At 71.0% G+C, this 24,422-nt stretch carries 16 protein-coding genes and 1 pseudogene; 4 read left to right on the forward strand and 13 right to left on the reverse strand.

What is annotated here, in order from left to right:
• Positions 1–61: 61 nt before the first annotated feature.
• The 5 genes and pseudogenes from ilvC to AWQ71_RS02180 form a co-directional block, all read right to left on the reverse strand.
• Positions 62–1,048, reverse strand: coding sequence for a ketol-acid reductoisomerase (gene ilvC / locus AWQ71_RS02160; RefSeq protein WP_067126145.1), 987 nt, complete (start codon positions 1,046–1,048; stop codon positions 62–64).
• A 36-nt stretch (positions 1,049–1,084) separates the two neighbouring features.
• Complete coding sequence (gene ilvN / locus AWQ71_RS02165) at positions 1,085–1,609, reverse strand: acetolactate synthase small subunit (RefSeq protein WP_067125525.1); 525 nt, start codon at positions 1,607–1,609, stop codon at positions 1,085–1,087.
• Positions 1,609–3,372, reverse strand: a pseudogene (locus AWQ71_RS02170) (acetolactate synthase large subunit); the annotation flags it as partial. The pseudogene AWQ71_RS02170 and the gene ilvN, both read right to left, overlap by 1 nt.
• Positions 3,373–4,014: 642 nt before the next feature.
• Complete coding sequence (locus AWQ71_RS02175; RefSeq protein WP_084258343.1) at positions 4,015–6,648, reverse strand: putative bifunctional diguanylate cyclase/phosphodiesterase; 2,634 nt, start codon at positions 6,646–6,648, stop codon at positions 4,015–4,017.
• Positions 6,649–6,829: 181 nt separating this feature from the next.
• Positions 6,830–7,738, reverse strand: a complete 909-nt coding sequence (locus tag AWQ71_RS02180) for a 2-hydroxyacid dehydrogenase (protein ID WP_067125531.1) — start codon at positions 7,736–7,738, stop codon at positions 6,830–6,832.
• A gap of 63 nt (positions 7,739–7,801) precedes the next feature.
• Here AWQ71_RS02180 and AWQ71_RS02185 point away from each other — a divergent pair, with 63 nt between their 5' ends.
• Positions 7,802–8,944, forward strand: a complete 1,143-nt coding sequence (locus AWQ71_RS02185; RefSeq protein WP_067126151.1) for a PQQ-dependent sugar dehydrogenase — start codon at positions 7,802–7,804, stop codon at positions 8,942–8,944.
• A 64-nt stretch (positions 8,945–9,008) separates the two neighbouring features.
• Here AWQ71_RS02185 and AWQ71_RS02190 read toward each other — a convergent pair whose 3' ends face one another.
• Positions 9,009–9,461 (reverse strand): MarR family winged helix-turn-helix transcriptional regulator, encoded by a 453-nt coding sequence (locus AWQ71_RS02190; RefSeq protein WP_067125534.1) that lies wholly within the window; start codon positions 9,459–9,461, stop codon positions 9,009–9,011.
• Positions 9,462–9,519: 58 nt separating this feature from the next.
• Here AWQ71_RS02190 and AWQ71_RS02195 point away from each other — a divergent pair, with 58 nt between their 5' ends.
• Entirely contained in the window at positions 9,520–10,401 is an 882-nt protein-coding gene (locus AWQ71_RS02195) for an alpha/beta fold hydrolase (protein ID WP_245658065.1), read from the forward strand.
• 72 nt (positions 10,402–10,473) lie between these two features.
• Here AWQ71_RS02195 and AWQ71_RS02200 read toward each other — a convergent pair whose 3' ends face one another.
• The 5 genes from AWQ71_RS02200 to AWQ71_RS02220 all read right to left on the reverse strand — a co-directional run bounded on the left by AWQ71_RS02200 (position 10,474) and on the right by AWQ71_RS02220 (position 18,466).
• The gene (locus AWQ71_RS02200) at positions 10,474–12,480 is read right to left on the reverse strand and encodes a VanW family protein (protein ID WP_067125536.1); all 2,007 of its coding nucleotides are present in this window, start codon (positions 12,478–12,480) and stop codon (positions 10,474–10,476) included.
• Between the two features lie 295 nt (positions 12,481–12,775).
• A complete protein-coding gene (gatB, locus tag AWQ71_RS02205) occupies positions 12,776–14,281 on the reverse strand; it encodes an Asp-tRNA(Asn)/Glu-tRNA(Gln) amidotransferase subunit GatB (RefSeq protein WP_067125539.1) in 1,506 nt (501 codons plus the stop codon).
• Entirely contained in the window at positions 14,274–15,791 is a 1,518-nt protein-coding gene (gene gatA, locus AWQ71_RS02210; RefSeq protein WP_067125541.1) for an Asp-tRNA(Asn)/Glu-tRNA(Gln) amidotransferase subunit GatA, read from the reverse strand. The genes gatB and gatA overlap by 8 nt, the downstream gene beginning before the upstream one ends.
• Positions 15,788–16,087 (reverse strand): Asp-tRNA(Asn)/Glu-tRNA(Gln) amidotransferase subunit GatC, encoded by a 300-nt coding sequence (gene gatC / locus AWQ71_RS02215; RefSeq protein ID WP_067125544.1) that lies wholly within the window; start codon positions 16,085–16,087, stop codon positions 15,788–15,790. The genes gatA and gatC overlap by 4 nt, the downstream gene beginning before the upstream one ends.
• Positions 16,088–16,309: 222 nt before the next feature.
• Positions 16,310–18,466, reverse strand: coding sequence for a putative bifunctional diguanylate cyclase/phosphodiesterase (locus AWQ71_RS02220; protein ID WP_084258345.1), 2,157 nt, complete (start codon positions 18,464–18,466; stop codon positions 16,310–16,312).
• Positions 18,467–18,813: 347 nt separating this feature from the next.
• Between AWQ71_RS02220 and AWQ71_RS02225 the strand changes: the two genes are divergently transcribed.
• Positions 18,814–20,214 carry a glycoside hydrolase family 6 protein gene (locus AWQ71_RS02225; RefSeq protein ID WP_157570133.1) on the forward strand — a complete coding sequence of 467 codons (1,401 nt, stop codon included), beginning with the start codon at positions 18,814–18,816 and terminating at the stop codon, positions 20,212–20,214.
• A 65-nt stretch (positions 20,215–20,279) separates the two neighbouring features.
• Here AWQ71_RS02225 and ligA read toward each other — a convergent pair whose 3' ends face one another.
• Together ligA and AWQ71_RS02235 are read right to left on the reverse strand one after the other, a co-directional pair.
• A complete protein-coding gene (gene ligA / locus AWQ71_RS02230; RefSeq protein ID WP_067125549.1) occupies positions 20,280–22,460 on the reverse strand; it encodes an NAD-dependent DNA ligase LigA in 2,181 nt (726 codons plus the stop codon).
• Positions 22,461–22,566: 106 nt separating this feature from the next.
• Positions 22,567–23,583, reverse strand: coding sequence for a methionine synthase (locus AWQ71_RS02235; protein ID WP_067125552.1), 1,017 nt, complete (start codon positions 23,581–23,583; stop codon positions 22,567–22,569).
• A gap of 18 nt (positions 23,584–23,601) precedes the next feature.
• On the opposite strand from AWQ71_RS02235, the gene AWQ71_RS02240 reads away from it, so the two are divergent.
• Positions 23,602–24,234: an MBL fold metallo-hydrolase gene (locus tag AWQ71_RS02240; protein ID WP_067125555.1), complete on the forward strand. Its 633-nt coding sequence runs from the start codon at positions 23,602–23,604 to the stop codon at positions 24,232–24,234.
• The last annotated feature ends 188 nt before the right edge of the window (positions 24,235–24,422 follow it).

The raw sequence follows: 24,422 nt of genomic DNA on the forward strand, positions 1-24,422 counted from the left end.
CGCTGAAACGAGTCGGCGCCGCCCCCGGTGACGGGGACGGCGCCGATTCGCGTAATCCGGACTACTGGGACTTGAGCCAGCTCATCATCGGACGGAGCTTGGCACCGGTCTGCTCGATCGGGTGGCCGGAGAGCTCCTCGCGGTACTTGTTGAAGTTGGCCTGGCCGGAGTCGAACTCCTCGACCAGCTCGCGGGCGTACTGGCCGTTCTGGATCTCGTCCAGGATGCGGCGCATCTCCTGCTTGGTCTCCTGGTTGACCACGCGCGGGCCGCGGGTGTAGCCGCCGAACTCCGCGTTGTCGGAGACCGACCAGTACATCTTCGAGATGCCGCCCTCGTACATCAGGTCGACGATCAGCTTCATCTCGTGGAGGCACTCGAAGTACGCGACCTCGGGCTGGTAGCCCGCCTCGATCAGCGTCTCGAAGCCCGCCTTGATCAGCTCGGAGACGCCACCGCAGAGGACGGCCTGCTCACCGAACAGGTCGGTCTCGGTCTCCTCGGTGAAGGTCGTCTTCAGCGCGCCGGCCCGGGTGCCGCCGATGCCCTTGGCGTACGACAGGACGAGCGGCCAGGCGTTGCCGGTCGCGTCCTTCTCGACGGCGACCAGACACGGCACGCCGCGGCCGGCCGAGAACTGGCGGCGGACCAGGTGGCCCGGGCCCTTCGGGGCGACCATGGCGACGTCGACGCCCTCGGGCGCCTCGATCAGGCCGTAGCGGATGTTGAAGCCGTGGCCGAAGAACAGGGCGTCGCCTTCGACCAGGTTCGGCTGCACGTGCTGGGCGTACAGGTCCCGCTGGACGTGGTCCGGCGCGAGGATCATGGTGAGGTCGGCCTCTTCCACGGCCTCCGCCGGCGTGAGCACACGCAGCCCGTCGGCCTCGGCCTTCTCGCGGCTCTTCGAGCCCTCAAGCAGACCGACGCGCACGTCCACCCCGGAGTCGCGCAGGCTCAGCGCGTGCGCGTGACCCTGGCTGCCGTACCCGAGGACGGCCACGTGCCGACCCTGGATGATCGACAGGTCGGCGTCGTCGTCGTAGAAGATCTCAGTCACTTGCTTGCCTTTCAGTGATTTTCTCGGCTATGCAGTGCGGTCCAGCGCACGGAGCGAGCGATCGGTGATGGAACGGGCACCACGGCCGATGGCCACCATGCCGGACTGCACGAGCTCCTTGATGCCGTACGGCTCAAGAACCCGCACGAAGGCCTCCAGCTTGTCCAACGTGCCGGTGACCTCGATGGTCACCGCGTCCGGCGCGACGTCGACACATCGCGCGCGGAACAGGTTGACCAGTTCCAGGACGTGGGACCGACTGTCCGCGTCGGTCCGCACCTTGATCAGCATCAGCTCGCGCTGCACCGACTGCACGGTGTCCAGCTCCACGATCTTTAGGACGTTCACCAGCTTGTTGAGCTGCTTGGTGACCTGCTCCAGCGGGAGTTCTTCCACGCTGACCACGATGGTCATCCGGGAGATGTCGTCGTGCTCTGTCGGCCCGACGGCAAGCGAGTCGATGTTGAAGCCTCGCCGGGAGAACAGGCTGGCGACCCGCGCCAGCACGCCGGGCTTGTTCTCGACCAGCACCGACAGCGTGTGCGTGCTCATCAGTCCTCGATCTCCCACTTCGGCGCCATGTCTCGGGCGTACTTGATGTCGTCGTTGCTGGTGCCCGCGGCGACCATCGGCCAGACCATCGCGTCCTGGTGGACGACGAAGTCGATCACAACGGGAACGTCGTTGATCTCCATGGCCTTGCGGATGGTGGCGTCGACGTCCTCCGGGCGCTCGCAACGCAGCCCCACACAACCGTACGCCTCGGCCAGCTTGACGAAGTCCGGGATCCGCCGGACGGTCTGCAGGTCGGTGTTGGAGTACCTCTGGTTGTAGAAGAGGGTCTGCCATTGACGAACCATGCCGAGGTTACCGTTGTTGATGACGGCAACCTTGATCGGCACTCCCTCGATGGCGCAGGTGGCCAGTTCCTGGTTCGTCATCTGGAAGCAGCCGTCGCCGTCGATCGCCCACACGACGGACTCGGGGCTGCCCATCTTGGCGCCCATCGCGGCCGGCACCGCGAAGCCCATCGTGCCCGCGCCGCCGGAGTTGATGAACGTTCCCGGCTTCTCGTAGCCGATGAACTGCGCCGCCCACATCTGGTGCTGCCCGACGCCCGACGCGTAGTACGCGTCCGGCCCGACGATGGCGCTGATCCGCTCCATGACGTACTGCGGGGCCAGGGAGCCGTCGGCGAACTCCTCGTATCCGCGGGGGTAGGTCGTGCGGTAGCCGTCCAGCAGCGTCCACCACTCGTCGTAGTCGCCCTTGCGCCCCTCGGCGTGCTCGTGCTCGATGGCCGCGATCAGGTCGGTGATGACCTCGCGGCAGTCGCCCACGATCGGGACGTCCGCGTGCCGGTTCTTGGAGATCTCGGCCGGGTCGATGTCCGCGTGGATGACCTTGGCGTTCGGCGCGAAGCTGGACAGCTCGCCGGTCACCCGGTCGTCGAAGCGGGTGCCCAGCGCGATGAGCAGGTCGCTGCGCTGGAGCGCTCCGACGGCCGAGACGCTGCCGTGCATGCCCGGCATGCCCATGTGCTGACGGTGGCTGTCGGGGAACGTGCCGCGCGCCATCAGCGTCGTGACCACCGGGATGCCGGTCAGCTCGGCCAGCCGCAGCAGCTCGGGCGCCGCCTTGGCCTTGTGCACACCGCCGCCGACGTAGAGGACGGGCCGCCTGGACTCCGCGATCAGCCGCGCCGCCTCACGGATCTGCTTCGAGTGCGGACGGGTGACCGGGCGGTAGCCGGGGAGCTGCATGACCGGCGGCCACGAGAAGGTGGTCGCCTTCTGCAGCGCGTCCTTGGCGATGTCGACCAGGACCGGGCCCGGACGGCCGGTCGAGGCGATGTGGAACGCCTCGGCGATCGTCCTGGGGATGTCCGCAACGTCGGTGACCAGGAAGTTGTGCTTGGTGATCGGCATCGTGATGCCGGAGATGTCCGCCTCCTGGAAGGCGTCCGTGCCGATCATCGGCGTCGCCACCTGGCCGGTGATGGCGACGATCGGCACCGAGTCCATGTACGCGTCCGCGATGGCGGTGACCAGGTTCGTCGCCCCCGGCCCGCTGGTCGCCATGCAGACCCCCACCTTGCCGGTGGCCTGCGCGTACCCTTCTGCCGCGTGGCCGGCGCCCTGCTCATGGCGTACAAGCACGTGCCGGACCTTGGTCGAGTCGTAGAGGGGATCATAGGCCGGGAGGATGGCGCCGCCCGGGATCCCGAACACCGTGTCGACCCCGACGTGCTCCAGCGCCCTCACGAGGGCCTGGGCACCTGTCATCTCTTCGGTCATCGGCTCGTTCCTTGTGGCTGAGCTGTCTGTGTGTTGGCATAAAAAATGCCCCGACCGCGAATGCGGATCTGGGGCGCGCGCAGGACCGAGTGCTTCGTCAGGCCGCGCGCCTGCGAAGTACTACGAGAATCCCACTGCGATGCATGGCTACACGATGTCCGATGCGCGCGCCCTCGTCAAATTATCTCGGACACCGATCTCACTATATGAGATCAATTTCGCCTCCTCGAACACCTGACTGTGTCTATTGCGCTCGCTCCGCTCGCGCGGGCTCGGGGCGCCCTCAGTCGATGTCTTCCCTCGTCACTCGGAGTCGCTCGTCCCTCGCTCCCCACTCGTTCCTCAGTCCAGACACCGCCGCGCCCCTCGCAGGGCGGTTCGGCGCCGTAATGAATGTTGGCGCTCGCGCGGCTCGGGGCGCCCGAAGTCGGCTCGTGCCCTCCTCGCTCGGGGCTCGTACCTCACCCACTCGCTCGTCGGTTACTTCACCGCCGCGCCCCTCACGTCCCTCGCTCCCCCTCGTTCCTCAGTCCAGACACCGCCGCGCCCCGAGCGTGATAGTTGGGCGCCGCGATCAATGGTGCTCGCTTGTTCGGGGACGGCGGCGGTGGAGGAGAGACCGCCGCGCCAAAGGGCCGAAGACGCGGCGGATAGACCCATCTACGCGGTGTTCTGGAGGGCGGTGCGCATGAGGTGGTCGACTCCGCGGGCGGGCATGGGGCGGGCGACGAGGTAGCCCTGGCCTCTCGTGCAGCCCATCTCTCTGAGGAGTTCGAGCTGCTCGGGGCGTTCGATGCCTTCGGCGACGACGATCAGGCCGAGGTCGTGGCCGAGGCGCACGATCGTGCGGGTGAGCAGAGTGAGAGTCTCGTCACATCCGAGTCCTGAGACGAAGGACGGGTCGATCTTGATCATGTCCACCGGCAACTGGCGGAGGAAGGCCAGGGAGGCGTAGCCGGTGCCGAAGTCGTCGATCGCGAGCCGGACGCCGAGGGCGCGCAGCTCGGACAGCTTGGCCACGGTGTCCTCGGCGTCCTCGACGAGCATCTCCTCGATCACTTCGAGGGTGAGGGCGCTGGCGGGCAACCCGCTCTCGGCCAGCGCCTCGGACACCGTCTCCACGAACCGGGGAGCGGTGATCTGCCGGGCCGACAGGTTGAGGGAGAGTCCGATGTCCCAGGAGGACTCCCGCCAGCCGGCCACCTCGCGGCAGGCCTCTTTGAGTATCCATTCGCTGAGCGGCACGATCAGCCCGGTGTCCTCGGCGGGGCCGAGGAACTGCTCGGGCGGCACGAACACGCTGCCGCGCCACCACCGGACCAGCGCCTCGACGGCGGTGACCCGCGAGGTGGCGAGATCGACGACGGGCTGGTATTCGACGGCGAACTGGTTCTCCTGGAGCGCGCGCCGCAGATCGGCCGCGAGTTCGAGGCGGCGTACGACGTCGGCGTGCATGTGCGCGGCGAACACCTCGACCCGGCGCCCGCCCATCTCCTTGGCCCGCGACATGGCGACGTCGGCGTTCCGCAGCAGGTCGCCGGCGGGCACGCCGTCCTCGGCGAAGGCCACGCCGACGCTCGCGGTCAGCGGCATGTCGCGGTCGGCGACGCGGAACGGCTCGGACGAGACGGCGCGGACGATCCGCTCGGCCAGGTCGATCGCGGTCTGCGCGTCGGTGCTGCTTGAGGAGCCGCCTTCGAGCAGCACGGCGAACTCGTCGCCGCCCCATCGGGCGAGGGTGTCGTCGGCGCGTACGGCGGCCCGCAGCCGGCGGGCGGCCTGGCCGAGCAGGTAGTCGCCGCTGGCGTGGCCGACCGAGTCGTTCACGCCGGTGAACCCGTCGAGGTCCAGGAAGATCACGGCGGTGCGGCCGCCGCCGGGGCGGGCGAGGACCTCGCGGGCCCGCTCCTCGAAGTACGCCCGGTTGGGCAGCCCGGTGACCCCGTCGTGGAAGGTGAGGTGGGTCACCTGGTTGCGCAGGGCGACCTGGTCGCTGACGTCGCGCACGGCGACCAGGATCAGGTCCTCTTTGCGCACGTGGCGGGTGGCGACCGACTCGGCGGGCCGCCAGGTGCCGTCCGAGGCGCGGACCCGGCAGGCGATCCGGCAGCTCTCGTGGCGTGCCAGCACCGCCTCGCCGTCGTTGTCGAGCCGCCGGAGCAGGACCTGGACGGTGGGCACGTCCTCGGGGTGGATGTAGTCGACCAGCGGCCGCCCGACGAGGTCGGCGGAGCGATAGCCGTACGTCTTCCGCACGCTGGAGCCGATCTCGCGGATCACGCCGTCGTGGTCGCACAGCAGCACCACGTCACCGGTGTTCTCGGCGAGGCGGCGCAGTTGCCGCTCCCCGACGTCCACCAGGCGGCGCATCCCGGCCGTCTCGACCACCAGCAGGGTCAGCCTGCCGATGAGCACAAGGACGATCACCGCGCCGAGGCCGGGCAGAACCCGGTCCCGGTCCCCGGTGAACGCGTGGAAGGCGACCGCCACCGTGGCGACACCGACGAGGAGCAGCGGGATGACGGCCGACAGCGCGCTGGGCAGCGGACGGCGGCGGCGCACCTCGACCCACGGCACGGCGGCGAGGATCAGGAACGCGACGGGGGCGACCAGGCTCACGGCCAGCGATGGCGCGTCGCCGTCCAGCCTGGCGACCGCGGTCGCGAACTCCGCCACGGTGATCGCGCCGAGCACGCCGACGCCGGCCAGGCCGATCGACCGGTCGGCGGCCCGCGAGCCGATGATCGCGGGCGCCACGCCGGAGGTCGCCAGCAGGCAGACGACGGGCAGCGCCAACGTGGAGAAGATCGTGGTGGCGTCGTCCATGCCGTGGAAGATCGGGGCGAGGAACCACACCCAGGCCACGGCGAAGATCGAGGCCGCGGTCAGGAAGGCGTCCGTGACCTGCCTGACCACGCCCCTGCTGTACGGAGGGGGCTTCGCCGTGAGGGCACAGCCGATCATCAGGAGTAACGAGCTGAACAGAAGCAGCAGGTCGGCGAAGGTCAGCACGAACGGCGTGCCGTCGGCGACCGGTCTCAGCCCGATGCCGGCGAGCCAGGTCACGGAGCCGGCCTCCAGCCAGCGCCAGGCGGCGGCGCGCCGCCGCTGCCCGGGCGCGACCCGCGAGGAGGCCAGCACCAAGGAGACCAAGGCGAGCAGGCCGGTGACGACACCCACCACGGCGACCACCGCGGACGACGCGCCCCCGGCGATGAGGACGGCCGCGACCGCCGCCGCGCCGAGACCGGACACGGCGGTGAGCGGGACCCTGGGGTCACGCCTGCGAGTCACGCAGTCCCTCCCGCCATCGACTCGGCTTTACTCTCCCTGTCACGTCGCCAGTCTGCGCACCGCCGCCGTTCGGGGCGACGACAACGGCCGAGTCGTCACCGATCCGATAACCAGCTGCGCGATGATCTCACCGTACGGACCGCAGGTCACGGGGCAGCCACTTTCCGGAATCCTTCGCGGGTCAGTAGAGCCCTGTGATGAGGTTTTTAAGAGGTTCGCCGGAGATGTACCGCGCGATCTGGTCATGGACGAGCGCCCGCGTCCGGCGGAGGGAGGCGGGGGTGCTGCCCGCCACGTGCGGCGTGATGAAGACCCCGGGAGCGGTCCACAGCGGGTGGTCGGACGGCAACGGCTCCGGGGCGGTCACGTCGAGCGCGGCGCGCAGCCGCTCCTTCTGCAGCTCGGCGAGCAGCGCGTCGGTGTCGACCACCGAGCCCCGGGCCGCGTTCACCAGCAGCGCGCCGTCCTTCATCCGGGCGAGGAACCTCGCGTCGACCATGCCCGCCGTGTCGGCCGTGGCCGGGACCAGCAGCACGACGACGTCCGCGCTGGGCAGTAGCTCGGGGAGCTCGTCCAGCCCGTGTACGCCCGGACGCGCGTTCCTGGCCACCCGGACGATCTCCACCTCGAAACCGGAAAGGCGCCGTTCCAGCGCCTCGCCGATCGAGCCGTATCCGACGATGAGGACGGTCGAGTCGGCGAGGACCCCCGTGTAGTGCCAGGTCCAGGACCCGCGCGTCTGGGCGGCGGCGAAGGCGGGGAAGTCCCGCAGTGAGGCGATCATCGCACCCACGGCCCACTCGGCGGTCCCCGCGTCGTGGACGCCGCGGGCGTTGCACAGGGTGACGCCGGCGGGCAGGTGCGGCAGGTACGGGTCGACACCGGCCGTCACGGTCTGGATCAGCCGAAGGCTCGTCATGCGGGTCAGTAGGCCGGGGACGTCCTTCACCGGCACGAGCGGCGGCACCCACACCTCCACCTCGCCGGCCCCGGCGGGGACCGGTCCCCTGCCGTCGTAAACCGCGATGTCCAGCCCCGGCAGGTCGGACAGCCCGTCGGCGACGTCCTCCGATGCGACCCAGATCTTCACGGGACCAACTTAAGGGAACCCGCCAATTCGGGCACCAGTATGGGGACTGAGGAGGTCGCGACGATGGGCATTACGAGATTGTCGAGATCGGTGGTCGGCGCGCTGCTGGTGGCCGCGATCGCGACAGGATGCGCCCCTGCCGCGGGCATGGGCGACGAGGCCGGGTCCTCGGGCGGTCAGGCGACCGGGGCGGCGAGGGGCGGGACGGCCACGGAGACTCCGGCGGGCACGGCGCAGGCCCGGCCTCCGGGCACGCCGAGGACGCTCATGAAGGACCTGGCGGTGCCGTGGGGGGTCGCGTTCCTGCCCGGCGGCGACGCCCTGGTCACCGAGCGGGTCACGGCCCGGCTGCTCCGCGTCACACCCCAGGGACGCAGCAGCGCGGTGGGGGTGATCGACGGAGTGTCCGCCGAGGGTGAGGGCGGGTTGCTCGGCGTCGCCGTTTCTCCCCGATACTCCGACGATCACCTCATCTTCGTCTATTTCACGGCAAATGATGACAATCGGATCGTTCGTTATCGCTACGACGGCGGTCTCTCCGACGCCACCCCCATCGTGACCGGCATCCCGAAGGGCCGGATCCACAACGGCGGTCGGCTGGAGTTCGGCCCCGACGGCTACCTGTACGCCTCCACCGGCGAGACCGGGCAGGGCGAGATGGCGCAGGACCGGAACTCGCTCGGCGGCAAGATCCTCCGGATGACCGCCGACGGCAAGCCCGCGCCCGGCAACCCGTTCGGGACGCTCGTGTGGACGTACGGTCACCGCAACGTCCAGGGCATGGCCTGGAGCCCCCAGGGGCGCATGTACGCCACGGAGTTCGGCCAGGACACCTGGGACGAGCTCAACCTGATCGAGAAGGGCCACAACTACGGCTGGCCCGTGGTCGAGGGCTTCGGCGGCAAGGGCCGGTTCACCGATCCGCTGCTCACCTGGCGCCCCGCCGAGGCGTCGCCGTCCGGTCTCGCGTACGCCGACGGATCCCTGTGGGCGGCGGCGCTGCGCGGCCGCCGGCTCTGGCAGATCCCCCTCACCGGGAACGGCGCCGTCGGGCGGCCCATCGCCCGCTTCACTGTGGAGTACGGCAGGCTGCGGGCCGTCACCAGGGCTCCCGACGGAAGCCTGTGGGTGACCACCAGCAACAAGGACGGCAGGGGCACCCCTCGCCCCGGCGACGACCGCATCCTCGTCATCCCGACTCACTGACCCGCCCGAGACCGTCACGGGCCGGCGGCAGGCGCCGCGGACGCCACTCCAGCGGCCGGCGACCTCAGCCGCGTAGACGGGCGAGCGCCTGTGGGCTCAGGTGCCGCGCGAGTTCGTCGAGGAGCGCCACGACCCGGGCCACCCGTTCCGGGTCGTCGGTGCCCAGGGCGGTCACCAGCGCGGCGTCGATCGGCGCCGATCTGACCTCTGCCACGCGGGGGGAGGCATCGGGGGCGGGGCGGATCAGGAGCCGACGGCGGTCGCGGGAGTCGGGCTCGGTGACCACGGCACCCGCCTGGCGGAGCCGGGCGACCGCCGCCGACACGGCGCTTTGCGGCAGACCGGTCCTGACGGCGATCTCACCCACCGCGCTGCCGGGGTGGGCGCGCACATCGGTGGCCACGATCAGGACCGTCCGGACGCTGGTGGAGTGCTGTCCTATGCCCTCGGTGGGCAGGGCTTCCTCACCGATCTTCATCAGGGTCCGCCCCAGCAGGAACAGCTCGACTCCGTTCATGCCCCCAAGATATATCAAGGGAGATGCATCAAGCTTGATGTATCTAAAATGATGAATTATGGTCGATCACGACCCGGCCGTACCGGCCCGACCCGAAGGGATGTCCATGACCGCCACCACGACGACCGGCCTGCTGCGCGTGCCCGGCGCCACGCTCTACCACGAGGTCCGCGGCACCGGCCCGATGCTGCTCATCTCCCAGAGCGGCGAGGGCGACGCCGGACGCAGCACGGACCTGGTCGACCAGCTCGCCGGCGACTACACCGTGGTGACCTACGACCGCCGCGGCCTGTCCCGCAGCACCCTGGACGACCCCGCGCAGGGCGTGACACTGGCCCAGCACGCCGACGACGTCCACCGCCTGCTGGCCGAGCTCACCGACCGGCCCGTGCTCATGCTCGGCTGCAGCCTCGGCGCCTCCATCGGCTTCCACCTGGCCGTCCGGCACCCGGAACAGATCAGCACGCTCGTCGCCCACGAACCGGTCAGCCCGCGCCTGCTCCCCGCCGAGCAGCGCGCCCGCCACGAACGCGAACTGGAAGAGATCCAGCACATCCACCGGCGAGACGGCCTGCCGGCGGCTCTGGCGATGATCGCCGACGTCCTCGGCATCGACCGCTCCAACCCCGACGCCGAACCCGGCCTCACCCCGCAGCCGATGACCCCGCAGCGGGTCCGCAACTTCGCCTTCTTCATCGAGCACGACTTCACCGCGGTCATCCGCGACACCCTCGATGTCGCCGCGCTGAAGGAGACGCCCACCCGCGTCGTCCCGGCGGTCGGCCGCACCACACCGCACACCGTCTTCGACCGCACGTGCGCCACCGCGCTGGCCGACCTGCACGGCACGCGGCTGCGCGAGTTCCCCGGCGGACACAACGGCAACACCACCCACCCCCGCGCCTACGCCACCGCCCTGCGGGCCGCCCTCAACGCCTGACCACCCCCCGGGATGGGCGCCCCGGGGCCTTCTGGCGGCCCTCAGGCACCGTAGGGAGCGGCCCAGGGGCCGTCAGCGGGCCGCGGCGCAGACGACCGTCGTCTCCGGCGCGTAGGTGGTCGTGAACGTCTGGCGGCCGGCCACCTTGCCGTTCTGCCGGAGCGTACGGGTGACCTCGACGGTGAACCCGGCCTGACCGGCCACCGGCACGCAGCCGGGCCCCTCGACCGTACGGACCTCGGGGTTGACCTGCTGGGACCGGACCGGATCGGAGAACTCGACCTCGTACCGCTTGGTGCTCCAGAGTTCGACGGTCACCGAGGTGTCCGTGGCGCTCGCGCGTACCAGCACGCCGTAGGGCGAGTCGTTCTTCCACTCCAGGTCGGGGCCCGGATAGGAGACCGCCGCGTCCAGACCCGGGGGGTAGTTCCTGATGTGGTGGTCGTGCGGGGTGCGCTCCACGTCCTCCAGCCCGGCACGCATGGCCGCGTTGAACAGCGTGGTCGCGACCTGCGAGATGCCGGCCACGTCGGCCCCGGCCGTCCCGCGGGTCCGCGTCGGCGCCGCGCCGCCGACATACCCTCCGGTGGGCTCCCGCCTGCCCAGGAAACCGTTGAGCGAGAACGACTCCCCCGGCCGGACCAGCCGGCCGTCGAGCGCGCGCGCCGCGGTCTTGATGTTGGTGACCCGCGGCAGACAGCACGCGAAGGACGTGGTGAAGTCGCCGACCCGCTCGCTGATCCCCATCTGGCGCGCCTCGTCATCGGTCACGCCCGGCCGGCCCGTGGTCACGAAGGCTCGCACCGTACGGCTCCCCGCCGTGATCGCCTTGACGACGTCCGAGGACAGGCGGGCCGTGTTCAGCGTGTGGCCGGCCTTCGCCCGTACCAGCGCGGGCTTGCCACCGGTGATCGTGAACGTGGCGTCGCGAGGCAGCCGCCGGGGGTCGATGAGCCGGTCCTGCACGCCGTCCAGCGCCCGGCCCGCGTCGAAGACGGGCCGCAACTCGCGCTCCCGGTCCACGGTGAACGTGAGATTCGCGGCGATGGCCTCGGGGGAGATCTGCACCGCCCCCCGGTCGGCCGTGACCGTGACCGGGGCGGCGACCGCCCGCTTCGCCCAGGCGAGCGCGCGGCGCACCTCCGCCCGCGTCACCTTGGCCTCATCCGCCCCGACCTCCACCTCAACCATCGCGTCCGGGTTGAGGTACGCCCGCCGGATGTCGGCCGCGACCTTGGCCTGGTCGATCTGCCGACCCGCCTTCGGGTAGATCGGGACCGGGGTCAGCCCCTTGAACTCGACGCCGCCCTCCCGCGCGGGCGCGGCGAAGACGGACGCGACATCCCTGGCGACCGCGATCTCCAGCCGGGACGAATTGACCACGATCTTCGGAGGGATCTCGTGACCGGTCGTCAGAGCGTTCCAGACCGCTCCTGGGCTGGGGAAACCCCCCGACGCCTGCCGGATCGTCGCCTCCGCGTCGAGGGAGAGCCCCGCCTGCTCCGGGTTGACCGAGGCACGCTCCAGGCCCCGCTTCACGATCACCGGCGTACGGGCCAGGCCGGACAGCCTCTTCGTCAGGATCCGTACGGCCTCCGCCTCCGTCTGGCCTCCGATGTCGACGCCCAGAACGGTGGTGCCGGGCAGCACTCGACCGGCCATGAGCGCGGCGGGCACCAGATAGGCGAGCAACAGCAGGGCGAGCACGGCAGGCACGCCGAACTTGAGAAGTCTCCGGCGCGAGCCCGGCCCCGGCTCCGGTTCGGGTGGGTCGGTGCGGGGCGGCGGCTCCTCGCGCGCCGGGCGCTCCGCCACCGGCCACGGCTGGACCGCCGGAGCCACGGCGGGCGCCGGGACACCGGGCCCGTCCGAGGAGTTCGGGCTCTTCAGGTCGTTCGGGTTGTCGGGGCTTCGCAGCCCAGGAGGCGCGGCGGACGATCCGCCGTAGATGTCGGCCGACACCCCGGGGGGCAGCGTTCCGGACGCGGGCCGTACCGGGTGCTTTCTGGGGGACTCAGGCGGAGGCGCCGCCGCGAACGGATCCGTCGGCGGTCCGATGGACGCTTCCGCGTTCCGCACGCCTAAGTCTCCTCCGGCCCAGGGGCATCTCCGCTCAGTTAACCCTAAAGCACCCCCTCCTGAACATGCCGGAAATCAGATCACAAGACTCGGAGATCGGCCACGAGCACTCAGCCCGTCTCAGCCTGAGGGATCAGTGGCGTAGGGCCGTCACGGAGGCAGCCGTCACGGAGGCGGCCGTCGGTCATCGCGGCCGCCTTCCAAGCGTCGGCGTCCCAAGCGTCGGGGTCCTCACCGCGCGTGCCCTGACCGGTCTGGAGCCAGACACGGCCGGCTCCAGACCAGTGGCCTGGCGTCAGGAGACGCCGAGCTTCTCCAGGATGAGCTCGCGGGCCCGGGCGGCGTCGGCCTTGCCCCGGCTGGCCTTCATCACGCCACCGACCAGGGCGCCCGCGGCCGCCACCTTGCCGGAACGGACCTTGTCCGCCGCGTCGGCGTTCTCCGCGAGAACCTTGTCGATGATCGCCAGCAGCTCGCCCTCGTCGTTGACGACCTGAAGGCCGCGCTTGGCGACGACGTCGTCCGGGGAACCCTCGCCGGCGAGCACGCCCTCAAGGACCTGGCGGGCCAGCTTGTCGTTCAGCGCGCCCGAGGAGACCAGCTCGGTCACCCGCGCGACCTCCGCCGGCGTGATCGGCAGCTCGGCGAGCGGCTTGCCGGCCTCGTTGGCCCGACGGGCCAGCTCACCCATCCACCACTTGCGCGCGTCGGCGGCGGGAGCCCCGGCGGCCACGGTCGCCTCGACCAGGTCGATGGCGTCCGCGTTGTGCATCGCCGCCATGTCCAGGTCGGACACTCCCCACTCCGCCTGAAGGCGGCCGCGCCGTACCGAGGGCAGCTCGGGCAGGTCGGCCTTGAGCGAGGCGACCCACTCGCGGTCGGGGGCCATGGGCAGCAGGTCGGGCTCGGGGAAGTAGCGGTAGTCCTGCGCCTCCTCCTTGGAACGGCCGGACGTGGTCCGTCCGGTGTCCTCGTGGAAGTGCCGGGTCTCCTGGACGATGCGGCCGCCGTCGGCGAGGATCGCCGCCTGGCGCTCGATCTCGCCGCGGACCGCGCGCTCGACGCTGCGCAGCGAGTTGACGTTCTTGGTCTCGCTGCGGGTGCCCCACTCCGACGCGCCGCGCGGCATGAGCGAGACGTTGACGTCGCAGCGCAGGGAGCCCTCCTCCATGCGCACGTCCGACACGCCGAGCGCGCGCATGACCTCCCGCAGCTCCGTCACGTACGCGCGGGCGACCTCGGGGGCGAGCCGGTCGGTGCCGGGGATCGGCTTGGTGACGATCTCGACCAGCGGGATGCCGGCCCGGTTGTAGTCCACGATGGAGTAGTCGGCGCCGTGGATGCGGCCCGTGGCCCCGCCGACGTGCGTCGACTTGCCGGTGTCCTCCTCCAGGTGGACCCGCTCGATCTCGATCCGCACGGTCTCGCCGTCGACGACGACGTCGAGGTAGCCGTCGGTGCACAGCGGCTCGTCGTACTGGCTGATCTGGTAGTTCTTCGGCATGTCCGGATAGAAGTAGTTCTTCCGGGCGAACCTGCACCACTCAGCGATCGTGCAGTTCAGCGCGAGGCCGATGCGGATGGTCGACTCGATCGCCTCGGCGTTCGCGACCGGGAGCGAGCCCGGCAGCGCCAGGCAGACGGGACAGACGTGCGTGTTCGGCGGCGCCCCGAACTCGGTCGGGCAGCCGCAGAACATCTTCGACTCGGTGCCGAGCTCGACGTGCGTCTCCAACCCCAGCACCGGTTCGAAGCGCTCCAGCGCCTCGTCGTACGGCATGAACGTCTCAGTATCAGCCATGCTGGTAACCCAGTCCTTCCAGCGCGGGCGCCTTGGTCAGGAGCGAGCCGCCCCAGCGGTCCTCCAGCGCCTTCTCCACCGCGGCTCCGACCCGGTAGCAGCGGTCGTCGCCGAGCACCGGGGCCATGATCTGCAGGCCGACCGGCAGGCCGTCCTCGTCGGCCAGGCCGCACGGCACCGAGATCGCCGCGTTACCGGCCAGGTTGGTCGGGATCGTGCACAGGTCGGCGAGGTACATCGCCATCGGGTCGTCGGCCCGCTCGCCGATCGGGAACGCCGTGGTCGGCGTCGTCGGCGAGACCAGCACGTCCACCTGGTGGAAGGCCGCGTCGAAGTCGCGCGAGATCAGCGTGCGGACCTTCTGCGCCTGCCCGTAGTAGGCGTCGTAGTAGCCCGACGACAGCGCGTAGGTGCCCAGCATGATGCGCCGCTTGACCTCGGGCCCGAACCCGGCCGCCCGGGTCATCGACATGACCTCCTCGGCGCTGCGGGTGCCGTCGTCGCCGACACGCAGGCCGTACCGCATGGCGTCGAAGCGGGCCAGGTTGGACGAGCACTCGGAGGGGGCGATCAGGTAGTACGCCGGGAGCGCGTACCCGAACGACGGGCAGGAGACCTCGACGACCTTGGCGCCGAGGGACTCGAGCAGCTCGACGGCCTCGTGGAACCGGGCGAGCACGCCCGGCTGGTAGCCCTCGCCGCCGAACTCCTTGACCACGCCGACGCGCAGCCCCGCGATGTCGGCCTGGCGGGCGGCCTCCACGACCGGCGGCACGTGCGCGTGGATCGAGGTCGAGTCCATCACATCGTGCCCGGAGAACGCCTCGTGCAGCAGCGCCGCGTCCAGGACGTTGCGCGCGAAGGGGCCGGGCGTGTCCAGCGACGACGCGAACGCGATCAGGCCGTACCGGGACGAGCCGCCGTAGGTCGGCTTCATGCCGACGATGCCGGTGACCGCGGCCGGCTGGCGGATCGAGCCGCCGGTGTCCGTGCCGGTGGACAGGGGCGCCTCGTACGCGGCGACCGCGGCGGACGAACCACCCGACGAGCCGCCGGGGATCCGGGAGAGGTCCCACGGGTTGCGGGTCGGTCCGTACGCCGAGTTCTCCGTGGAGGAGCCCATGGCGAACTCGTCCAGGTTGGTCTTGCCCAGGATGACCAGCCCCGCCTCGCGCAGCCGGCTCGTCACCGTCGCGTCGTAGGGCGGGCGCCAACCTTCGAGGATCTTGGAGCCGGCGGTGGTGGGCATGTCGGTGGTGGTGAAGACGTCCTTGTGCGCGACCGGCACACCCGCGAGGGGGCCGAGCCGCTCGCCGCCGGCGATCCGCTCGTCCACCGCGCGCGCCTGGGCGAGCGTGGTCTCGGGATCCACGTGCAGGAACGCGTTGACCTTGGGCTCGACCTCGGCGATGCGGTCCAGATGGGCCTGGGTGACCTCGACGGCGGAAACCTCACGCGCGGCGATCAGCCGGCCCAGCTCGGCGGCCGTCTTGTGGAGCAGCTCGGTCATGCCTCCTCCCCAAGGATCCGGGGAACGCGGAAGCGGTCGTCCTCCACGGCGGGCGCGCCGGAAAGAGCCTGCTCAGGCGTCAGGCTCGCCCGGACCTCGTCCGGGCGGAAGACGTTGGTCAGCGGAAGCGCGTGCGAGGACGGCGGGATGTCGTCGGCGGCGACCTCGGCGACGCGGGCCACCGCGGCGACGATCTGGTCGAGCTGGGCGGCGAAGTGGTCGAGCTCCTCGTCGGCCAGCGCCAGCCTGGACAGCCGTGCGAGGTGAGCGACCTCGTCGCGGGTTATGGCGGACATGAGTCGTCGAACCCGTTTCTGGATGGAGAGTGGACACTGCCATCCTAGAGCTCGTCACCAAGCGTGCCCGACGTTGTCCACAGACCGACGCGCGCCGTCGGCCCGACGACGTCGGCCCTCCGCACGTCCGGAAGGGCGCCCGCCGGGGACCCGTGGGCGCCCTCGCCACCGGCCCTCCCGCTCCCCTCCCGCCAGGACGGACGCGCCGATCATCGGGCCGGCTCAGCCGCCGGGCGTGAGCCGTACGACGCCTCTGGGACGGCTGGTGAAGGCGGGGCTGAGCCGGGCGCGCAGCCAGACCGTGGTCTCGTCGGCGGGCATGGGCTCGGCGAGCCACCAGCCCTGGCCCGCGTGACATCCCATGTCGCGCAGCCGGGCGGCGATGTCGCCGGACTCGACGCCCTCGGCGACCGACCGCAGCCCGAGCGAGCGCACCAGGTCGATGATCGAGCGCACGATCCGCTCGTCGTCGGGTGACTCCGCCAGCCGCCGTACGAACGAACCGTCGATCTTGACCTCCGACACGGGCAGGCGCTGCAACCGCACCAGGGACGAATAGCCGGTGCCGAAGTCGTCGAGGGCGAGCTGCACGCCCATCCCGGCCAGCGTGCGGATCGTGTCGGCGGTGTACGCCTGGTCGGTCATCAGGATGCGTTCGGTGACCTCCAGGCGGATCGCCTCGGCGGGCAGCTCCAGCCGTTCCAGTCCCACTTCGAGCTGGTCGGGCAGCCCCGAGTCGAGCAGGTCGCGCGCGGAGACGTTCACCGAGATCGGCACCTCCAGCCCGGCGTGCCACCACTCGGCCGCCTGGTCGAGCGCCTGGTCGATGACGTGCTTGGTGAGCTCGCGCATGAGATACGACTGCTCGGCCAGCGGGACGAACTCCCCGGGCGAGATCGGGCCGCGTACCGGGTGCCACCAGCGCAGCAGTGCCTCCACACCCTCCACGTGGCCGTCGTCGAGGCTCACCTTCGGCTGGTAGTGCAGCTCCAGCTCGTCCGTGTCGATCGCCCGCCGCAGGTCGCCGAGCAGGCTCAGCCGTTCGGGCGAGTTGCGGTCCTTGTCGGCGAGATAGAACTCGACGCCGGTGCGGCCCTCCTTCGCGAGGTACATGGCGACGTCGGAGCGCTGGAGCAGCAGCTCGAAGTCCGGCGCGTCGTCGGGGAAGAGCGCTATGCCGATCGAGGCGTCCAGGTCGAAGGTCATGCCTTCGAGCCGTACCGGTTCGGTGAGCGCGACGCGGAGCCGCGAGGCGACCTCCTTGGCCGCGTGGGCGTCCCGTATGGACGGCAGCAGCACGGCGAACTCGTCGCCGCCGAGCCGGGCCACGACGTCGCCCGGGCGGACGCTGTGGGTGAGCCGGTGGGCCACGATCTGCAGCAGGCGGTCTCCGACGGGGTGCCCGAGGGTGTCGTTGACCTCCTTGAACCGGTCGAGGTCGAGCAGCAGCAGGCCGACCCGTTCCCGCTCGCGGGCCTCGGCCAGCGCCTCCTCGGTGCGCAGGATCAGCATCTTGCGGTTCGGCAGCCCGGTCAGGCCGTCGTGCATGGCCTGGTGGTCGCGTCGCATGGACATGGTGGCGGTGAAGTAGACCGCGGCCAGCGGAGCCACGAACAGCGGGACCAGCGCGGGCGAGTGGGACATGACCACGACCACCAGCGGCGCCAGCCCGAGCAGCGCGCCGTAAACGAGGGCCTGCGGCCCGATCGAGGCCTTGATCACGCGGAGCGCCGGCCGCCGCTCGTGCAGGGCGACCGCCGCGGAGACGAGGAGCGCGCGGACCGCGAAGTAGGCGAGGCCCGCGGCGACGATGGCCGGGATGTCCCCGCCGCGCGGCGTCCACGGCAGAAGTGGAGTGGAACGCACGCCGAACAGGCCGAGCATCACGGCCGCGGCGGTGCAGGCGAGCGTCACCTGCGCGATGTTGAACGCCACGCGATGCCAGGCCCGGCGGTTGACCAGGCCGCTCACGATCACCGCGACGGCCTGCAGCAGCGCCGCCGTCGGCAGGCCGTAGTGCATCAGCACGGCGAAGGTGAACATCGTGGACGTGGGGGTGCCCCCGACCAGGGTCGACGAGCTGACCATGACCGGGCGCAGCTCTCCCAGCACGACCAGGGCGGCCAGCATCCAGAACAGCGGTGTGCGCCCGATCTGGGCGAGCTCGTCCAGCCCCAGGCGGATCTGGGCCACGACCAGGGCGGTGCACCCGATCGCGGTGACCCCGGCGAGGTAGCTCCACAGCGGCGAGCCGGGGCGGGGGCCGGTGTCGCGGGTGTCCGCCGGATAACCCGTCGCGGACGAGGAACCGCGCCCCCCGGAGGGCGAGTTCGCGGGCAGCGAGATCCCGGCCGGAACGGGGATGCGTGAAGACGGCATCACGGAAGCCGGCGCGCGATTACGGGAAGCTGCAGTCATCGGTAACAAACCCCCCAAGAGGCCACTATGGGAGGGTACGGCCTCTGGGCCACTTCGCGAAACCGGTTGGGCACGTTCCGTTACTACGGATTTCTTGCGCTTCATTGCGTGTCGCGGCATGCAGTAGGAGATGTGCGACTTGCGGGTGAATGTTTCACACCGCCGCCAAGGAGGGCCGTCCGACTGCCTGGGCTTTTCAGGCTGGGCGTCCCGAGCGGGCGCGGAAGGTCTTCCCTCGCCGCCCCATCCCGCCCGTACCATCCAGGGGATTCGTGGGAGCGCTCCCAAGCAACCGGGATGGAGTAGCCATGTCTCGTAAATGGCCCGTGATGGCGGCAGTTCTCGCCGCGGCCGCGGCCGTCGCGACGGGGACCACCGTTTTCGCCTCGTCCGCCGCCCAGGCCGATGCCTCTGCGTTCTACGTCGACCCGCAGACCGGCGCGGCCAAGTGGGTGGCGGCCAACCCCGGCGACAGCCGCACCGCCGTGATCAGGGACCGGATCGCCGCCGTCCCGCAGGGGCGATGGTTCGCGTCGTACAACCCCTCGACCGTACGCACCGAGGTCGACGCCTACGTCGGCGCCGCCGCCGCGACCGGGAAGATCCCGATCATGGTCGTGTACGACATGCCGAACCGCGACTGCGGTGGCGCCAGCGCGGGCGGCGCTCCGGACCACACGGCGTACCGCGCGTGGATCGACCAGATCGCGGCAGGGCTCGGCGGACGCCCGGCCACCGTCATCCTTGAGCCGGACGCGCTCTCGATCATGTCCAACTGCATGAGCAGCGCCCAACAGGCCGAGGTCAAGGCATCCATGGCGTACGCCGGCAAGAAGTTCAAGGCCACGTCGTCCCAGGTCAAGGTGTACTTCGACGGCGGCCACGACGCATGGCTCTCCGCCTCCGAGCTGGCGTCCCGGCTGAACGGCGCCGAGGTCGGAAGCAGCGCGGACGGCATCGCCCTCAACGTCTCCAACTACCGCTCGACGCCGGGCCTGGTGAGCTACGCCAAGAGCGTCATCGCGGCCACCGGCACCTCCGGACTGAAGGCGGTCATCGACACCAGCCGCAACGGCAACGGCCCGAGCGGCAGCGAATGGTGCGACCCGGCCGGACGGGCCACCGGTACCTGGAGCACCACCGACACCGGCGACTCCGTGATCGCCGCCTACCTCTGGGTCAAGCCCCCGGGCGAGGCGGACGGGTGCATCGCCGGCGCCGGGCAGTTCGTGCCCCAGCGGGCGTACGACCTGGCCATGGCCGCTCCCCCGCCCACGGGCGGCCCAAGCCCCTCGCCCAGCGCATCCCCGAGCCCCTCGCCCAGCGCGTCCCCGAGCCCGTCGTCCAGCCCCAGCCCGTCCACGAGCCCCTCACCGAGCACTTCCCCGTCCCCGCCGCCGGCCGGAAAGGCCTGTACGGCGTCGTACACGCTGGTCAACCAGTGGCAGGGCGGCTTCCAGGGCGAGGTGTCGGTGAAGAACTCCGGCACGGCGCAGATCAGCGGGTGGAAGGTCACCTGGACGTACGCCAACGGCCAGTCGATCACGCAGCTCTGGAACGGCTCGCTGTCCGGCAACGGATCGGCCGTCACCGTGACGGACCTGGGCTGGAACGGCGCCCTGGCCCCGAACACGGCGACCACCTTCGGCTTCACCGGCTCCTCGCCGGGCACGGCCGGCGTTCCCGCGGTCACCTGCACCGCGAGCTGATTCGGCCCGCCACGACGGCGACTCGGCCGCCGGCGCCCCCCGATGGCGCGCCGGCGGCCGAGAGGTCAGCCCTCGCCGCGCCTGGCGACCGCCTCGGCCGCCTCGGGGCCCAGCTCCAGCAAAACCTGGAACCCCTGATCGTCGAGGATGGGCACGCCGAGCTTCACGGCCTTGTCGTACTTGGAACCGGGATTCTCGCCCACCACCACGAAGCCGGTCTTCTTCGACACCGAGCCGGCCACCTTGCCACCCCGGCTGGTGATGGCCTCGCCGGCCTCGTCCCGGGTGAACCCGGCGAGCGTGCCGGTGACCACGAAGGTGAGGCCCTCAAGCGTGCGCGGGCCCTGATCGGCCGGAGGCTCGTCGGCCATGCGGACACCCGCGGCCCGCCACCTGTCCACGATCTCGCGGTGCCAGTCGACCTCGAACCACTCCCTGATGGCGGCCGCGACGCGGGGACCGATGCCCTCGACCGCCGCCAGCTCCTCCTCCGAAGCTTTCGCGATGGCGTCGAGCGACCGGAACTCCGCCGCGAGGGCGCGCGCGGTCGGCGGGCCGATGTGCCGGATGGACAGCGCGACCAACACCCGCCAGAGCGGCTGGTCCTTGGCCCGCTCCAGCTCCTCCAGCATCTTCTCCGCGTTCTTGCTCGGCGCGCCGGACACGGTGGCGAAGAAGGACACCACCTTGGGCTCGCCGGTCTCGGCATCGGCCTTGGGCAGCCCACTGTCCGGGTCGAGGACCACCGACTTGATCGGCAGCAGCCGCTCGACGGTGAGGTCGAACAGGTCGGCCTCGGTGCGCAGTGGCGGCTCCTGCGGCGGAAGCGGCTGGGTGAGCGCGGTGGCCGCGACGTATCCCAGCCCCTCGATGTCGAACGCGTTGCGCCCCGCCGCGAAGAAAAGCCGCTCGCGGAGCTGGGCCGGACAGGCGCGGGTGTTGGGGCAGCGCAGGTCGGCGTCGCCCTCCCGCTCGTAGGCCAGCTCGGTGCCGCACTCGGGGCAGTGCGTCGGCATGACGAACGCGCGCTCGTCCCCCGTACGCAGATCCACCACCGGCCCCACGATCTCGGGGATCACGTCACCCGCCTTGCGCAGCACGACGGTGTCGCCGATGAGCACTCCCTTGCGGACCACCTCGGACGCGTTGTGCAGAGTGGCCCGCTCGACCGTGGACCCGGCCACCACCACCGGCTCCATCACGCCGTACGGCGTCACGCGACCGGTGCGCCCGACTCCCACCTGGATGTCGCGGAGCTTGGTGGTCACCTCCTCCGGCGGGTACTTGAACGCGATCGCCCACCGAGGCGACTTGCTGGTGGAGCCGAGCTCCCGCTGCACCGCGACCCGATCGACCTTGACCACCACACCGTCGATCTCGTACTCGGGGTCGTGCCGGTGCTCCTCGTAGTACTTGACGAACTCGCGGATCTCGTCGAGGCCGTGGACCACCCGGTACCGGTCGCTGACCGGGAGCCCGAGGCTCTTCAGCCGGTCGTACATATGGGACTGGGTGACCGGCGGCTCGGCGCCCTCCCACTTGCCGACGCCGTGGACGATCATCCGCAACGGGCGCTGGGCGGTGACCCGGGGGTCCTTCTGCCGCAGCGAGCCCGCGGCGGAGTTACGCGGGTTGGCGAACGGCGCTTTCCCCGCGTCCATGAGCTGCTCGTTGAGCCGGCGGAACCCCTCGACCGGCAGGAACACCTCGCCGCGCACCTCGACCAGATCGGGCACGTCGACGCCGGTCAGCCGGTGCGGCACGCCCCGCACGGTGCGCACGTTGGGCGTCACGTCCTCGCCGGTGCGGCCGTCTCCCCGGGTGGCGGCCCGGACCAGGCGTCCCTTCTCGTACAGCAGCGCGACCGCGAGGCCGTCGATCTTGAGCTCGCACAGGTACGGCGCGGGATCGGCCTCGGCCAGCCGCTCGGCCCGCGCCTGCCAGGCGGTGAGCTCGTCGTCGTCGAACGCGTTGTCCAGGCTCTCCATGCGCTGAAGGTGCTCGACGGCGGCGAACTCGGTCGATATCGGCGCCCCGACCTTCTGCGTGGGCGAGTCGGGCGTGCGCAGATCGGGATGCTCCTGCTCCAGCTCCCTGAGCTCCCGCATCCACGCGTCGTACTGAGCGTCACTGACGGTCGGCGAGTCGAGCACGTAGTAACGCCAGTTGGCCTCCTCGGCCAGCTCGGCCAGCTCCGCGTGCCGCTCTCGCGCCGCCGCCGGCGCGCCCTCGACCTCGGCGTCCATGCCAACTCCCCTCGTCACGACCCCTGGAAGAACGCTACGGGAGCACAGGGCGTGCTCATACCTTCCCGGCGGGGCTCCCCCGGCGCGTCGTCACCCTGGCGAACAGCTACTCGCCCGGGTCCTCACGCAACACCCGGGCCGCCTTCGCGCAGGTGGCGAGCGCCGCGCGCGCGTACGCGGGGGACGCTCCCGCCAGCCCGCACGCGGGGGTGAGCACCACCTGACGGGCCAGCCGCGCCGGAGCGAAGCCGAGCCGCCGCCACAGCTCCGTCGCGGGCCTGGCGACCACGCCGATGTCCGGGAGCCGGACATCCGTCCCGGGGACGACCCCGAGCAGGAACGCGATGCCCGCCTCCACGGCCTCACCGATGTGGTCCTCGTCCCGGCGGCGCAGCAGCGCCGCGTCGAGCGAGACTCCCCGCGCACCCGCCATACGCAGGACCTTGAAGGGGACGTTCGGAGCACAGCAGTGGACGATCGGGAAGGGGGCGGAGCCGTTCGACTCGGCCGCGCCGAGCACCGTCTTGAGCCGCTCGGCCGCGGGCGCCGGCTCCACCGCGGGCAGCCGCCCGAATCCGGACGCGGTCCGCACCGTTCCGGCGAGCACGCCGGGCAGGCCGGGCTCGTCGACCTGCAGAACGATCTCCGCGCCGGGCACGCGTCTGCGCACCTCCGCCACGTGCGCGGCCACGCCTTCGGCGAGCGAGTCCACCAGATCGCGTACGGCTCCCGGGTCGGCGAGCGTCTTGTCGCCGTACCGCAGCTCGACCGCGCCCGCCAGCGTCCACGGCCCGCAGACCTGGACCTTCAACGGACCCGTGTAGCCCTGGGCGACCTCTTCGAGGGCGTCAAGGTCGCGGGAGAGGTGGTCGCGAGCGCGTTTGAAGTCGCGCCCCGGCCGGTCGGCGAACCGCCACCCGGACGGCTGCACCTCCACGGGCAGCTCCACCAGCAGCGACGCCGTCCTGCCGATCATGTCCGCGCCGACGCCCCGGCCCGGCAGCTCGGGCAGGTACGGCATCGACAGCTCGCCGAAGACCACGCGGAGCGCCTCGACGTGGTCGTCTCCTGGATGCGAGCCGACGCCGGTGGCGGCTGCTTCAGCCCAAGGGAAGTCGTTCACGCCATTAGCTTAGGGAGGATGAGACTCACCAAACTCGGCCACGCCTGCTGGCGGCTGGAGAAGGACGACGCGACCCTGGTGATCGACCCGGGCGCGTTCAGCGGGGAAGGGCTCCTCGACGGGGCGAACGCCGTCCTCATCACGCACGAACATTTCGATCACGTCGACACGGACCTGCTGCGTGCCGCGAGCCCGGATCTGGAGATCTGGACCTGCCAGGCGGTGGCGGACCAGCTCGGCGAGATCCCGGCGAAGGTCCAGGTCGTGCGGGACGGCGACGCGTTCACCACGGCAGGGTTCGGCGTGAAGGTGATCGGCGAATGGCACGCCCTCAACCACCCGGACATTCCGGTTGTCCAGAATGTCGGCTTCCTGGTCGACGAGGAGGTGTTCTACCCCGGTGACGCGCTGACCTCGCCGGGCGTGGAGGTGCCGACCCTGCTCGTCCCCACCAACGCGCCCTGGCTGAAGCTGAGGGAGACGGTGGATTACCTGCGCGAGGTGCGTCCGGCGCGGGCGTACTCGACGCACGACGGGCTGGTGAACGAGTTCGGCCAGAAGCTGATCGACGGCTGGCTCGGCGCCGAGGCCGACAAGCAGAAGGCCGACATCCGGCGCGTTCCCGTCGGCGAGTCCGTCGACCTGGTGTGAAGCGACGGTAGCCCACCCCGCCCGTGTGCCCGGGCCCGCTCACTCCCGGGCCCGCTCACTCCCGGGCACGCGGGACCTGTCCGGGACCGGCGCACCGGCGCTGGGGCACGCGTCCGGCCCCTGGCGATGGGGCATGGTCCGCGCTCGGCACGCCATCGCACCGGACCGCCATGCGGCCCGCGGCAGCG

This window comes from Microtetraspora malaysiensis (assembly GCF_001528665.1).
GTDB classification, from domain to species: Bacteria; Actinomycetota; Actinomycetes; order Streptosporangiales; family Streptosporangiaceae; genus Microtetraspora_A; species Microtetraspora_A malaysiensis.